This window comes from Janthinobacterium sp. DSP2-3-3 (genome assembly GCF_049897325.1).
GTDB lineage: Bacteria > Pseudomonadota > Gammaproteobacteria > Burkholderiales > Burkholderiaceae_D > Janthinobacterium.
On record NZ_JAFCWA010000004.1, the window covers coordinates 222,626 to 236,044 of the forward strand.

Annotated in this window: 12 protein-coding genes; 3 read left to right on the forward strand and 9 right to left on the reverse strand. The window is 63.8% G+C overall.

Going from position 1 to position 13,419, the window contains the following annotated elements; genetic code table 11:
* Positions 1-10: 10 nt before the first annotated feature.
* The 7 genes from ACP7DE_RS10040 to ACP7DE_RS10070 form a co-directional block, all read right to left on the reverse strand.
* On the reverse strand, positions 11-550 hold the full coding sequence (locus ACP7DE_RS10040; protein ID WP_426071963.1) for a hypothetical protein: 540 nt from the start codon (positions 548-550) through the stop codon (positions 11-13).
* Positions 547-1,167, reverse strand: coding sequence for a type 4a pilus biogenesis protein PilO (gene pilO, locus ACP7DE_RS10045; protein ID WP_426071964.1), 621 nt, complete (start codon positions 1,165-1,167; stop codon positions 547-549). Before pilO ends, ACP7DE_RS10040 begins: the two co-directional genes overlap by 4 nt.
* Entirely contained in the window at positions 1,155-1,697 is a 543-nt protein-coding gene (locus ACP7DE_RS10050; protein WP_426071965.1) for a hypothetical protein, read from the reverse strand. Before ACP7DE_RS10050 ends, pilO begins: the two co-directional genes overlap by 13 nt.
* On the reverse strand, positions 1,688-2,476 hold the full coding sequence (locus ACP7DE_RS10055; RefSeq protein WP_426071966.1) for a hypothetical protein: 789 nt from the start codon (positions 2,474-2,476) through the stop codon (positions 1,688-1,690). The genes ACP7DE_RS10050 and ACP7DE_RS10055 overlap by 10 nt, the downstream gene beginning before the upstream one ends.
* A complete protein-coding gene (locus ACP7DE_RS10060; RefSeq protein ID WP_426071967.1) occupies positions 2,463-4,160 on the reverse strand; it encodes a GspE/PulE family protein in 1,698 nt (565 codons plus the stop codon). Before ACP7DE_RS10060 ends, ACP7DE_RS10055 begins: the two co-directional genes overlap by 14 nt.
* Before the next feature lie 10 nt (positions 4,161-4,170).
* Positions 4,171-5,364 carry a type II secretion system F family protein gene (locus tag ACP7DE_RS10065; RefSeq protein WP_426071968.1) on the reverse strand — a complete coding sequence of 398 codons (1,194 nt, stop codon included), beginning with the start codon at positions 5,362-5,364 and terminating at the stop codon, positions 4,171-4,173.
* 271 nt (positions 5,365-5,635) lie between these two features.
* Positions 5,636-8,167, reverse strand: a complete 2,532-nt coding sequence (locus ACP7DE_RS10070) for a M4 family metallopeptidase (RefSeq protein WP_426071969.1) — start codon at positions 8,165-8,167, stop codon at positions 5,636-5,638.
* Between the two features lie 672 nt (positions 8,168-8,839).
* On the opposite strand from ACP7DE_RS10070, the gene ACP7DE_RS10075 reads away from it, so the two are divergent.
* Positions 8,840-9,496, forward strand: a complete 657-nt coding sequence (locus ACP7DE_RS10075) for a hypothetical protein (RefSeq protein WP_426071970.1) — start codon at positions 8,840-8,842, stop codon at positions 9,494-9,496.
* Positions 9,497-9,547: 51 nt separating this feature from the next.
* Here ACP7DE_RS10075 and argH read toward each other — a convergent pair whose 3' ends face one another.
* Positions 9,548-10,945 (reverse strand): argininosuccinate lyase, encoded by a 1,398-nt coding sequence (gene argH / locus ACP7DE_RS10080; RefSeq protein WP_426071971.1) that lies wholly within the window; start codon positions 10,943-10,945, stop codon positions 9,548-9,550.
* A 266-nt stretch (positions 10,946-11,211) separates the two neighbouring features.
* Between argH and ACP7DE_RS10085 the strand changes: the two genes are divergently transcribed.
* The gene (locus ACP7DE_RS10085; RefSeq protein ID WP_426071972.1) at positions 11,212-11,409 is read left to right on the forward strand and encodes a hypothetical protein; all 198 of its coding nucleotides are present in this window, start codon (positions 11,212-11,214) and stop codon (positions 11,407-11,409) included.
* Between the two features lie 173 nt (positions 11,410-11,582).
* Entirely contained in the window at positions 11,583-12,023 is a 441-nt protein-coding gene (locus tag ACP7DE_RS10090; RefSeq protein WP_426071973.1) for a GNAT family N-acetyltransferase, read from the forward strand.
* 5 nt (positions 12,024-12,028) lie between these two features.
* Here ACP7DE_RS10090 and ACP7DE_RS10095 read toward each other — a convergent pair whose 3' ends face one another.
* Positions 12,029-13,417 carry a YfcC family protein gene (locus ACP7DE_RS10095; RefSeq protein WP_426071974.1) on the reverse strand — a complete coding sequence of 463 codons (1,389 nt, stop codon included), beginning with the start codon at positions 13,415-13,417 and terminating at the stop codon, positions 12,029-12,031.
* Between the last annotated feature and the right edge of the window lie 2 nt (positions 13,418-13,419).

Genomic DNA, 13,419 nt, shown 5'->3' on the forward strand with positions numbered 1-13,419 from the left:
GCGCGTCGTTTCAATTGAGGTCCCCTACGGCGAGTGTTTGTTTCAGGTTGAGCGGCAGATAGGTAAATTGCAGCGCGCCCTGCACCACGCCGTCGAAGCGGTAACGCTCTTCGAGCGTGTCGCCGGGGCGCGCTACCACGTTGCGATCACCGGCTTGCAAGAAGTAGGCGGCCTTGCCTTCATCGACAAAGCGGCCGAGGAATTGAAAGGGCAGCGGTGGCGGTGCGTTCGCATCGACGGCGGCGACAGTTCGCGTGGCCTGCGCCGCCTGCTGGTCGAGCATGATTTTTTTCGGTGTTTCCGGTTGCCAGCTTTGCTTGGCGAACAGGGTGGCCGCCTCCTCGTCGTCGAGCGCACGACGTGGATGGATGGCCAGCGCGCGATCAGTTTGCGCAGCGGCGTTGGCTGCAGCGAGAGGCGCGACCGCCACACGCTCCACCTGTCGCGTGGTGGCCGTAGCCGGCCCCACGATGCTACCCTCGTCCTCGGGGGCGAAGAGGGCGGCCAGCAAGGTCGCCACGGCGGCGGCTCCCAGTACGGCTTTTTTCATGGGCGTACCTCCGCCTTCTTCACCAGCAGGATGAACTGGATGCGCGCATCGATCTCGCCCGCTTCGATCTGTTCGCGCTTGAAGAGCACGGAGTCGAGAGTCAGGGTGGGCAGCGCTTGCAGGGCATCGACGATAAAGGTTTGCAGCTGCGCGTATTCGGCCTTCACGGGCAGGGTGATCTGGTAGCGCAAAAAGGCCGTGTTGCCGTCTTCCTGCGGCTTGTAGTCGGCCTTGGCCAGAGTGACGCCGCTCTTTTGCGCCACCTCCAGCAATGCCTTCAACTGTTCGGGAATGCTGTCATGCGCGGGCAGGTAGGCGTGAAAGGCGGCCAGGCTGTCCGCATCGGCATCGAGCGTGACGGCCGCCGGCGGCAGCGCCGACTGTCTGGCCGCAGTGGCCAGTTTTGCCGTCAATTGCTGCTGGCGCGCGTCGAAGGCATCGCCCTGCTGCACGGCGAAAGCGGCCAGCGCCAGGCCGGCCGCGCCGATGGCGCAAGGCCAGCCCAGGGTGCGCCACAGCCGCTGCGCCTCCCATTGCAGGCGCGGGGGCAGGCGCAGTTGCTGGCGTGGACGGGCCACGGGTGCGCTGGTTTTCAACACAGGTTTTATTGCCGCCATTGCGCCTCCAGCTGAAAACGGTAGGGGTGTTCCGGCGTGTTGGCGTTCATCTCGTGCTTGAGCAGATACACGGCGCTGAACATGGGTTGCTGGTTCAGGAAGGCCAGGTAGTTGAGCATGTCCTGCGGCGTTTCCGCCTCGGCGGCGATTTTCAGGACGCTGGCGCCATCCTGTCCCTGCTGGGCGTTCAGGTCCAGTCCCAGCAGGGCCACGTGCACGTCGCGCGGCGGCTGCACGGTCTTGACCAGGCGCGTGACGGGCAGGTTAAGCTGGCGCACGGCGGCAGCCACCTGTTTTAGTTCGAGGTCGCGTTCACGCTGCTGACTCGCCGAGAGGGGCGTACGCACGGGACGCGTGGGCTGCAGCTGCGCCAGTTGCGCTTCCAGGCGCCGCGTTTCCTGCGCCTGCACCAGCCAGTACACGGCGGCCGGCAGCAGCATCAAGCCGCCCGCCAGGCACAGGGCCATGCGCCAGCCCTCGAAGGTCTGCTTTGCTCCGGGCGGCAGGAATTCCAGGCGGCTCAGGCCCATGGTGCCTCCCGCATCAGGTGGGCGGCGCCGGCCACGGGTATGGGCTGGAAGCGCCCCGGCAGGGCATGCTGCGGCACGCCGCTCAAGTCGAGCAGCGCCACGTGCTCGATGGCGTCGAGCTGCGGCGCGCGCAAGTTCCAGCGCCGCCAGGCCCGATCCAGTTCCTCGCCCCAGGCGGCGCCGCAGGACTGGCTGTGCAAGGCCGTGATGCGCCCGCCGCTGGTCGTTGCCAGCAGCAGCCGTCCCGCTTCCACCAGGGCGAAGGCGGCAGGTTTTCCGCCGGCGATGCTGCGCCAGGCCGGTCCGACAAGGGGTTCGATGGACAGGCAGCGCCGGCCATGTGCTGCCAGCGCCTCCTGCACGCCTTGCAGCAGGGCCGCATCGATGCCGCAGGCCAGGCGCGGCTTGCCGTAAGGCGCATCGTCGGTAGCCAGGCGCCAGGCGCGCGCGCCATCGCCGTACACGGCAGCGAACTGGCTATGCAGGAAGCGCTGTGCGCTGGTTCGGTCGAGCAGGGCGCCGCTCCACGGCACCATCAGCATGGCGCACCAGCGGCTGGCCAGGCTGACGGCGAGCGGCAATTTTTTGCCGCCATCCTGTTCGAGCCAGCCGCGCAGGGCGGCCAGCGCCACTTCCCAGCTGGCGTCGGGGTTCAGGATGGGCAGGTGGAAGGCGCTGTCGGGCAAGGGACGGCCGGCGCGGCGCAGCATGCCGTGCAGCCCGTGCGGTGCCAGGTGCAGGCACAGGGTGGCGCGGGTAACACGTTCAATAAGTGACACGATTGAGCTCCGCTAGAGTGGTTTCGCCGCGCCGCACCAGGTCCAGGCCCGCTTCGCGCGCCAGGCGAAAGCCGTTGCGCGCCGCTTCTTCCTTCATCTGGCTCAGGGGCGCACGCGTGCAAATCATTTCGCGCATCGCATCGCTGAGCATCAGCACTTCGGCAACTGCCTTGCGGCCCTTGTAGCCGGTGCCGCGGCAATGGCCGCAGCCCTTGCCGGCCATGAATTGCCAGTCCTGTACCTGGTGCAGGGCCAGGCCGCTGTCGCGCAATTGCTGCGCATCGGCCAGCACCTCGGCGCTGGCGTCGATGGCGCAATGGGCGCAATTGAGGCGCAGCAAGCGTTGCGCCACGATGCCGTTCAGGGCCGCCGCAAAGCTGTAGGCATCGACGCCCATGTGCAGGAAGCGGCCCACCACGTCGAACACATTATTCGCGTGCACGGTGGTAAATACCAGGTGGCCCGTGAGCGCCGCCTGCACGGCGATCTGCGCCGTTTCGTCATCGCGGATTTCGCCGATCATGATCTTGTCGGGATCGTGGCGCAGGATGGAGCGCAGGCCGCGCGCAAACGTCAGCCCCTTCTTTTCGTTGACGGGTATCTGCAGCACGCGCGGCAAGCGGTATTCGACGGGGTCTTCGATGGTGACGATCTTGTCGCGCCCCGTATTGATTTCCGTGATGGCGGCGTACAGGGTGGTGGTCTTGCCCGAGCCCGTGGGCCCCGTCACCAGCAGCATGCCGTGCGGCTTGGCGGCCAGGCGGCGTATCTGCTCAATGGCATCCTCGTTCAGGCCCAGGCTTTCCAGGCGCAGCGCTTGCGCCGCCTCTGTCAGCGCGCGCCGGTCCAGCAGGCGCAGCACGGCGTCCTCGCCAAAGATATTGGGCATGATGGAAACGCGAAAATCGATCTCCGCTCCTTTTACGCGCACCTTGAAGCGGCCATCTTGCGGGATGCGCCGTTCGGCGATGTCGAGGTCGGCCATGACCTTGATGCGCGAGATGATCTGTTCGGCCATCGCCAATCCCTGCACCTGGCCCGCCTGCACCAGCACGCCGTCGACGCGGTATTTGATGACCAGGCTGGCCACGTCGCATTCGAGGTGGATGTCGCTGGCCTGGAATTTCAGCGCGTCGTAGATGGTGGAGTTCACCAGTTTTACTACCGGGCTGCTGTCTTCGCTGATGCGGATCAGCGAGATGTCTTCGATGCTCTGGTCCAGTCCCGGCACATCATCACCGTGTTGCATCTCCTGCATCGCCTGCTGCACGCTTTCCTGCTGCAGCAAATAGGCGGCCAGGTCGTCCGGGTGGGCCAACGCCACCGTGAAGGGCGTGGACAGGGCGAAGTCGGCCCACTGCAGCAGGTCTTCGGCAAACGGGTTGCTGATGACGAGCACGGGCGGCGCGCCGGGGGCGCCCGGCTGCAGCAGCACGCAGTCGCGCTGGGCGCAATCCGTGTAGGGCAGCAGGGCAAAGGCGGGCAAGGCGGCCTGCAGCTCGGCCATCGTCCAGGCCGGGTAGCGGAACAGGGCGGCCAGCTGGCGCAAAAAGACTTCGGGTGGCAAGGCTGCCGTTTCCTGCAGCACGGCCATCTGCGGGCGGCCCTGTTCCAGCGCGCTGGCATGGGCGCGGCGCAGCATGGCCGCATCGAGCACGGTGCGCTCTTCGTCGCGTGCGTTCATGACATGAACTTCAAGATAAGCTCCCGGCCAGTTCAAAGATCGGCATGTACATCAGCACCACCACGCCGCCGATGACGACCCCGATGATGGTCATCAGCAGCGGTTCGAGCAGGCGCGACGCCCAGTCCACCCAGCGCGCGAATTCCTCGTCGTGGAACTTGGCCGAACGTTCCAGCATGTCGCCCAGGCGGCCCGTGTTCTCTCCTACTTTCAGCAGCGATTGCGCCACCGGCGTGGCCATGTTGGCGTGTTCCAGTGCGGTGGAAAACGGCATGCCTTCCTGTACCGCGCGGCGCGCCTGCGCCAGTTGCTCCTGCTGCGCCGGCAGCAGCATGGGACCGACCATGGCCAGCGCCTTGTGCAGGGGGATGCCCGCGTGCAGCAGCAAGCTCAGAGCGCGGTAGAAGCGGGCCAGGCGGAACTCCGCCGCCTTCCCGGCCAGCACGGGCAGGCGCAGCAGGCGCAAGACCAGGGCCTGGCGCGCGCCGGCATTGGCTATGCCAAAGACCACGGCGCCAACCGCGGCGGCCAGTGCGCCGGCGCACAGCAGCGGATGCGCGGCCAGGGTCTGGCCAAAGCCGAGCAGCATTTGCGACATCCACGGAATCTCGCGGCCCGAGCTTTCGTAGACGACGCTGAACTTCGGCACCACGTAACCGAGCAGGAACAGCGTTACCAGGCCGCCGACGACGAGCAGCATGCACGGGTAGATGGCAGCGGAGATGAGTTTTTTGCGGATGGCGTCGAATTGCAGCTGGTAGCCGACAAAGCGCGCCAGCGCCTCGGGCAGGTTGCCCGAGCGTTCGGCCGCATGCACGGTAGCGATGTAAATGTCGGGGAAAATGTCGGGGAAGCCGGCCAGGGTGTCGGAAAAGCTTAGCCCCTGCTGCAAGGTGAGCACGATGGCGGCCAGGGTGGCCTTGGCGCCCTGGCGCGTTTCCTTGTTGTGCAGGGTGGCCATGGCCTCGCCCAGGTTCAGGCCCGCTTCGAGCAGGGCCAGCAACTCCTGGCTGAATTGCAGCAGGGGCAGGCCCTGTTTACCGGGACGTAGCGCGGCGCCCGCATCCTGCGCAGCGCCATCGTCGACGGCCAGCACGCGCCAGCCGCCGCGCACGGCCGCGCGGATCGCCTCGGCCTCGCTTGCGGCGTCGATAGCCAGCGCCTGGCTGCCCGCCGGACCCTGCACCTGGAGGTGGAACTGCATCGTCGGCTCAGGTGAGCAGGGCGACAAAAACATACAGGGACAGAGACAGAGACAGAGACAGAGACAGGCTGCTAGGGACGAAGGCGCGTGCGGTCAAAGTAGGCATCGGTCGGGAACAATCCAAAAAAAGTTCAATTCGTCGCGGGTACCGGCAGCAGCAAGATGCAATGAGTTGCCTCAGGGTAGACTGGAATTACCAAAAAATCAATCGTGCGGTGTTGCATGCGCGGGCAAGCCCTTGTAACGATGGCTTGCCCGCATGTTCAACCGCTTACTGGGTGACCAGGCTCACCTTGTCGATCACGAACGAGGTTTGCAGCGAGGCGTCCTCGGTCGCGGCAAACGAGATCTGCACGGTTTGGCCCTTGTAGGCGATCAGGTTGAAGGTGCGGATCTGGTAGCCGGCCGCCTTGTTCACGTTCGAGTACGAGGCCAGGGTGCCCAGCACCGTGCCGGCGCTGTTCTTCACGGTGACGACCAGCTTGTCGTACACGGTATTGCCCGTTTCAGCCGTGTCGATATGCAGCGCGAAGGTCAGACTGGCCGAGGTGGCAGCGGCCGGAATGGCCACGCTTTGCGTCAGCGATTCGCTGGCCGTGGCGCCATTGCCGCCCAGCCAGGCGTACTGCGTGCCTTCGTACGCGGTTTGGCCCGTGAAGGTGCCGATGGCACCCGTGGTGCCGCTCCATCCCGTGGCGCCGGACTCGAAGCCGCCGTTCGTCACGCGTTCGGTGGCGCTGCTCGTGCCCACCGTCAGCGTGGCGTTGTTCGACGTGGCCGTCACGGCGGGCGAGGAGGCATCCGTTACCGTCGCCTTGAAGACGGCGCCGTTGTCGGCCGCCACGGTGGTGAAGCTGTAGGCTGGCGACGTGGCGCCGCTGATCACGGCGCCGTTGCGGTACCACTTGTAGGTGTACGGCGCCGTGCCGCCACCCGCGCCCACGGCGAACGAGGCGGTGGCGCCCGGTGCGACGGTGATGCTGGCCGGCTGGCTGGTGATCGTCACCGCGCCGCCCGTGGTCGATTCATCGACGTCGGCGCCCACGTTGATGGCCGCATACGCGCGCTTGACGGCCGTCGCCTCGGCGCTGCCCACGCCATACAGTTCTTCGGCGGCCAGCAGCACCTTGTTGCGCGCATCGGCGTAGTTGGTCGACGAAGTGAACTTGGTGGTGGCTGCCTTGAACCAGATGCGGTAAGCCTTGTCGCTGCCGATACCGGTCATGGCCAGCGGGCTTTTGTTCAGGTAGGAGCTGTAGTAGTCGCTGCTGGACGTGGAGTTCGAACCTTGCGACAGAAAGTAGAACATGCGGTTGTTCGGGCCGCTGCTGTAGTGGACGTCGAGGTTCTTGATGGTGCTGCTCCATGCATTCGGGCTGCTGCCATCCTTGCTCGGCTTGTACAGCCAGCGCAGCGGCTGGCCATTCTTGGCGATTTCCTTGCCCGTCATCCAATCGTTGCCCGTGTTGGGAATCGTGGTGCCGGTGCCGCCGGCGCGCGCATACGCTTCGACCATTTCGCCGGCGATGTCCGAGCTCGACTCATTCAAACCGCCCGACTCCTGCGAGTAGATCAGGCCCGAGGTGGCGTCCGTGATGCCGTGGCCCATTTCATGGCCGATCACGTCGATGGAACCGAGGTTGTTGAACGAGCTGCCGCCATCGCCGATGTACATGCACTTGCAGCTGCTGTCGTAATAGGCGTTGTCGTAGGCCGTGTTGACGTGTGCGGCGATGTGGGTGGCCGTGTTGTTGCCGTCCAGGCTGGACCAGCCCAGCACATTCTTGTGCGTGTCGTAGGTGTTCATCAAGCCCCACATCGCGTTCACGGCCGCCGTCTGGCCGTTGGCATTGGTGGTGCTGCCGCCGTTGATGTATTGCTGGCCGTCGCCCCAGGTATTGCTGGTACTGCTGTACACGCTGCCCGAGGTGGTGCCGTGGTTGGCATTCGTGATGGCCATGCCGCCGAAGCTGCCGCCCGTACCGCGGCTGGGGTCCTTCATGGTGTAGGTGCTGCCCGTGAGCGTGGTGTTGAGCGGGACCTGACCGTTGTACTGGCTGTTGCCGATGCCGGCGACGGTTTTCAGGGCTTTCCATTGACGCAGGATGCGGCCATCTTTGGCGCTGACGACGGTGTCATAGTAAACGGGCTTGTTACCGCTGATCATGCGCGTCTGCACCAGGTAGGCCAGCTCGTAGTGGTCGACCACGTCCTGTACGTCGAGGGCGTTCAGCGCGGCTTCCGACTTGTTCTCGGCGCCGGCCACGCGCACCGTTTTCATCACGGGGTAAATCAGCAGTTGCGCATGCGGCGGCACATGGTCGACGGCCGGCACGCCGATGCTTTTCACGGCGGCGGCGATGGCGGCGGCAGCGCTGACGGCCGGCGTGGTGTCGATATCGGTGGTGGCGCTGCGGGTGACGGCATTGACACCGCCGCTACCGAGGCCCGACGCGCGGTCCGACACGGATTCGCTGACGATGTCGCCGGCGCTGTTGCTGACCACCACCGTCTCGGAACCGAAGACGGGCAAGCCCTTGTAGGTGTGCTGTACGCGGCTCACGCGCGTGCCGCTGACGCCCGGATGCTGGGCGCCGACGGCAAAGCCATGTTCGGTATTCAGGCCCCGGCTGCGCGCCTGCGTGGCAAGCTTGTCGACCAAGCTGGCGTTCTCTTGTGGAGAGGCCAGGGTAACCGGGGCGGCCATCAGGGTGTGTGGCAGCGGCGTGGCGGCATCGGCAGTGGTGGCCATCAGCGGCAGGGCGGCGATGGATGCGGCAACTATCGTCAAACGTAAATTCATTTCTGCTCCATGGTATCGGTTAAGGAAATGGTGAATGAGCTGGCCGCGATGCCTGATGGCCACCCCGGCGTGCCTGGCGGCTGGCGGATAGTCTGCCGTTTTGTGGTGGCATGACGCCGGGTAGGGGGACACTAAACTTGTCGAGATCGCCATGTCAAAAAATTCAAGAAATGGGTCACTACGCGAATTTTTGTTAAGAATTGAACATTTATTGGCGCTGCATCATTGCAAAGTTTGATGTATCGCAAGCTGCAAATTTTGTTTTGGACCAGTCCCATCAATGACGTGTTCTGTTGGAAAAACACTGTTGCATTTTCTAAATATTGCGATCTACACTAGGTCTTCGCGTTGTCCCCAGTGGCGCACGCGAAAACAAAAAAAGCGCACGCGGCAATGACCGCGTCCAGATACAGCGCATCGGGAAAAAATCAGGAGTTTCACATGACATCAGTTCTATTTTCTGCTGTTGGTTTCAGCCATTTCCCCTCTGGAGCCGCATTCATGCTGCATCCGCCTTCCTAGCCGCCGCTATCCGGCTCCTCCCCCTGCGACGGGGGCTTTTCAGCGAGTCCGACCGCGCCGCCCGGCGTGGCCGCTGGCGCAGTGCATCCTTTTTTTAGAAAGGGTTGCCGGCTACTGGTGCGTGCACCGGAATCACCGGCCCGAAGAACTATGCTTTCGATAGCGACCAAAGTGGAACAGATCGTGATGGAATCGGCGTTTCTCAGCGAGGGACTGGGCCGGGGCTTGCTCAACTTGTCGGAACTGGCGCGCCAGCTGCAGCCGCAATTGCAGACTGATTTGTGGAAGCCGGTGGGGCAAGCCGCCGTGGTGATGGCGCTGCGCCGCCTGGCCGAGAGGATGCCGCAGCAGAAAAACGGCGAGATCGTGCTGGCGCACCGCGCGGGCGAACTTTCCACGCGCAGCGAATTAATGATTTTTACTTACCGCTATTCCGACCAGACGTATGCCTGCCAGCGTCAGTTGCTGGCGCTGGCCGCACCCCAGCGCGGCACGTTCATCACGGTGACACGCGGCGTCAACGAGGTGATGGTGATCTGCAGCCGCGAGCTGCATGCGCTGGTGGAAGAGGTTTTCGGCGACGAGCAGGAACTGGCGCGCCTGGAGCGGGTGACGGCCGTGACCTTGCACCTGGCGCCCGAAACCTGCTATACGCCTGGCGTGTATCACGCCATCCTGCGGCGCCTGGCGTGGGACCGCATCAACCTGATCAACATCATCTGCACTTATACGGAGTTGACCCTGCTGCTGGAAGCATCGCAGACGGGCGCCGCCTTTTCCGTGTTGTCGAAAATCGTCGCGCAATGAAAAGCGCCCCGCTGCAGCGATGCAGCGGGGCGCTGGCGGGACGGAAGCCGTCTATTTTTCCAGCTGCGTGCGCACGCGGGAAATCGCGGCGCGCACCTGGCGCGGCGCGGTGCCGCCCACGTGGTCACGCGCGGCGACGGAGCCTTCCAGGGTCAGCACCGCGAACACGTCTTCGCCCGTCAACGGGGAAAATGCGCGCAGCTGTTCCAAAGACAGGTCGGCCAGGTCGCAACCGGCATCGACGCAGGCGCGCACGGCCAGGGCCACCGCTTCATGCGCGTCACGGAACGGCAAGCCCTTCTTGACCAGGTAGTCTGCCAGGTCGGTCGCCGTGGCATAACCCTGCAGGGCTGCCGCACGCATCGCTTCCGGTTTCACTGTGATGCCGCCAGCCATGTCGGCAAAGATGCGCAGGGTGTCGATGACGGTGTCGACGGTATCGAACAGCGGTTCCTTGTCTTCCTGGTTATCCTTGTTGTAGGCCAGCGGCTGGCCTTTCATCAGGGTCAGCAAGCCAATCAGGTGGCCATACACGCGGCCTGTCTTGCCACGGGCCAGTTCCGGCACGTCCGGGTTTTTCTTTTGCGGCATGATCGACGAGCCGGTGCAGAAGCGGTCGGCGATGTCGATGAAGCCGATGCGTGGGCTCATCCAGATTACCAGTTCCTCGGCCATGCGCGACACGTGCATCATCAGCACGGCGGCAGCGGCACAAAATTCGATGGCGAAGTCACGGTCCGACACGGCGTCGAGCGAGTTGTGGCAGACGTCGTCGAAGCCCAGCGTCTTAGCCACGCGCAGGCGGTCGATGGGGAAGGTGGTGCCGGCCAGAGCGGCGGCGCCCAACGGCAGGCGGTTGACGCGCTTGCGGCAGTCGGCCATGCGCTCGGCATCGCGGCTGAACATTTCCACGTAGGCCAGCATGTGATGGCCGAAGGTGATCGGCTGGGCCACCTGCATGTGGGTAAAGCCCGGCATGATGGTGTCGGCATGCTGCTCGGCCAGGTCCGTCAGCGCGCTGCGGAACGTCGCCAGCAGGGCGGTGATGTCGTCGATGGCGGAACGCACGTACAGGCGGATGTCGGTGGCCACCTGATCGTTGCGCGAACGGCCCGTGTGCAGGCGCTTGCCCGCATCGCCTACCAGTTCGGTCAGGCGCTTTTCAATATTCAGGTGGACATCTTCCAGGTCCAGCAGCCATTCGAACTGGCCGGCGGCGATTTCCTGCGAGATTTGCGCCATGCCGCGCTGGATTTCCGCGTAATCGGCCGGGCTGATGATGGCTTGCGCATGCAGCATTTCCGCATGGGCCAGCGAACCTTCGATGTCGAACAGCGCCAGGCGCTTGTCAAAAAAAACAGAAGCTGTGTAGCGCTTGACGAGGTCCGAGACCGGTTCGGAAAACCGGGCCGACCAGGCTTCGCCCTTTTTGGAGAATTGATCAGTCATGAAAGAAGTCCTTTAGTGTAGGGCGATTATAAACAAGGTTGGCCTGCGGTAGGGCTTTTAGGGGCTTGCAGGGCGCTGAAATGGCCAGGAGTGGGGCTGGCACGCGTCAAATGCCACGGCGCGGGCGCTGTTGCGCGTTCCATCCGGGCTTTTTGTATTCTGTCCCGCAAATCGTGCGTTTTGTCGCAATCCGATGGCAGTCCAGCGGTGATCGGCCTACAGTTCAATCATCGCAGCACACAACCAGTCACTCAAAGGACACCATCATGAACATCGCTAAAAACATGGAAGCCATCTTCGTTGCCATTATCGCCATCGCCGCTGCTACCAGCCTGGCCACCGCCGCCGTGCCGAAGTTCCGCGCCGCGCCAGCAGCCATCGTTGCCAGCGCCGACCAGGCCACCATGCACACGGTGTATGTCAGCGCCAAGCGCCTGAGCGTCGAAGAAAAAGCTGCCCTGTAATCGATGACGGCAAGAGCAGCAGCAGTAGTAGCAGTAGCAGAAGCACGCAGCAGAATTATCGCGTCACAGGCAGTCAGGACGGGCGGCGCCCCCCGGTTCTCTCCAGCCCTGGTGACAGCAGCGCCAAAATCGCAGAGGATCGTGTTTTTCAACGACTGGCGGACCGGCACACCATGTCACACCTGAATACCCAAGATTTGCACGTCAGCACCGACAAGGCGGAACTCGACGTTCCAGCCATCCACCATTTTCTCAGTACGCAATCGACATGGGCCATCGGCATCCCGCTGGCCACCGTGCAGCGCGCGATCGACCATTCTCTCTGCGTGGGTGGCTATATCGACGACCGCCAGGTGGCATTCGCCCGCGTGGTCAGCGACTGCGCCACGTTTGCCTACCTGGTCGACGTGTACGTGCTGGCAGAGTACCGCGGCCGCGGCTACAGCAAGCGCCTGATGGCGGCCGTGATGGCGCATCCCGATCTGCAGGGCCTGCGTCGCTTCATGCTGGCCACCAGCACGGCGCATGATTTATATGCACGCTACGGCTTTACGGCCCCGTTCAGGCCAGGGACGCTGATGGAGCGGTATGTGCCGGACATCTACCAGCCTTGAATGGCTTACTGCCAGTGCATCAGGCAGGGGGGAATCAGCAGCAGCAGCGCCAGCACCAGGTAAATCAGCTGCAGCGGGATCATCCACTTGGCCCACGTAATCCACGGCACACGCGCCAGTGCCAGCACGCCGACGGTGATGCCGGAAGTGGGGATCATCGGCGTGGTGAATTCGCCGAACTGGAAGGCAAGGATGGCGGTCTGGCGCGTCACGCCCACCAGATCGGCCAGCGGCGCCATGATGGGCATGGTCAGCGCGGCCTGGCCGCTGCCCGAGTGGATGAAGAAGTTGATCACCGACTGCATGAAGAACATCTTCTGCGCGGCGAAGACGGGACTCGACGACGCCACCAGGGGCGTGAGCGCATGCAGCATGGTGTCGATGATCTGCGCGTCGCGCGCCAGGATCATGGTGCCGCGCGCCAGCGCGATGACGAGTGCCACGCTGACCATGTCGCGCGCGCCCTGCACGAAAGACGCCACCAAACTGTCCATGTCGAGCCGGCCGACCAGGCCGACAACGATGGCCATCACCAGGAACAGGGCGGCGATTTCATCGATGAACCAGTCGTACTTGACGACGCCGACGACCATCGTCAGCAAGGTTGCCATGAAAATCCACAGCACCGCGCGGTGCGTGCCGGTCATGCCGGCAAAGCTGTCCAGGTCCATCGAGTGCTCGCTGCGCTTTTCGATGTCGAGCAGATAGGTCGGGCTTTTTTCCGGATGGCGTTTGATGCGCGCCGCGTACCACATCAAAAACACGATGCTGACCGCCGTGGCGATGGCCCACACGATCAGGCGGTAGCCGATGCCGGAAAAGATCGGCACGCCGGCGATGCCCTGCGCGATGCCGACATTGAACGGGTTCAGGAAGGCGGCGGAAAAGCCCACCTGCGAGCCGATGAAGGGAATCGACACGCCCGTGATGGTGTCATAGCCCAGTGCCAGCGCCAGCGGCACGAAGATCAGGATGAAGGGAATCGCTTCCTCGTTCATGCCGAAAGTGGCGCCACCGAGCGAGAACATGGTGAAGAACACGGGGATGATGGCGGCGCGCACGAAGCGCGAACTGGTATGTGCCTTGGCGATGGCCTTGATTAGCGAATCGAAAGCTTCGGTTTTCTGCAGTACGGCGAAGGCGCCGCCGACGATCAGCACGAAGCCGATGATCAGGCTGGCGTCGACGAAGCCCTTGATAGGCGCCATCATCAGGGCGGCGAGTCCCTGCGGCTTGTTGTCGACGTAGTGAAACGTGCCGGGGATGATCAGTTGCTTGCCGTTGACCAGCTGTGTATCGAATTTCCCGCCCGGTACCAGCCAGGTGGCAAGGGCAATCATGGCCAGGATGCCGCACAGCAGGACGAAGGTATTAGGGAGCTTGAATTTTCTCATGG

Excerpts from the sequence above, each read along its gene's own strand:
- ACP7DE_RS10040 (WP_426071963.1), bottom strand. The coding sequence starts at position 550 with ATGAAAAAAGCCGTACTGGGAGCCGCCGCCGTGGCGACCTTGCTGGCC.
- ACP7DE_RS10095 (WP_426071974.1), bottom strand. The coding sequence starts at position 13,417 with ATGAGAAAATTCAAGCTCCCTAATACCTTCGTCCTGCTGTGCGGCATC.
- ACP7DE_RS10060 (WP_426071967.1), bottom strand. The coding sequence starts at position 4,160 with ATGAACGCACGCGACGAAGAGCGCACCGTGCTCGATGCGGCCATGCTG.
- pilO (WP_426071964.1), bottom strand. The coding sequence starts at position 1,167 with ATGGCGGCAATAAAACCTGTGTTGAAAACCAGCGCACCCGTGGCCCGT.
- argH (WP_426071971.1), bottom strand. The coding sequence starts at position 10,945 with ATGACTGATCAATTCTCCAAAAAGGGCGAAGCCTGGTCGGCCCGGTTT.
- ACP7DE_RS10075 (WP_426071970.1), top strand. The coding sequence starts at position 8,840 with ATGCTTTCGATAGCGACCAAAGTGGAACAGATCGTGATGGAATCGGCG.
- ACP7DE_RS10065 (WP_426071968.1), bottom strand. The coding sequence starts at position 5,364 with ATGCAGTTCCACCTCCAGGTGCAGGGTCCGGCGGGCAGCCAGGCGCTG.
- ACP7DE_RS10050 (WP_426071965.1), bottom strand. The coding sequence starts at position 1,697 with ATGGGCCTGAGCCGCCTGGAATTCCTGCCGCCCGGAGCAAAGCAGACC.
- ACP7DE_RS10085 (WP_426071972.1), top strand. The coding sequence starts at position 11,212 with ATGAACATCGCTAAAAACATGGAAGCCATCTTCGTTGCCATTATCGCC.
- ACP7DE_RS10090 (WP_426071973.1), top strand. The coding sequence starts at position 11,583 with ATGTCACACCTGAATACCCAAGATTTGCACGTCAGCACCGACAAGGCG.
- ACP7DE_RS10070 (WP_426071969.1), bottom strand. The coding sequence starts at position 8,167 with ATGAATTTACGTTTGACGATAGTTGCCGCATCCATCGCCGCCCTGCCG.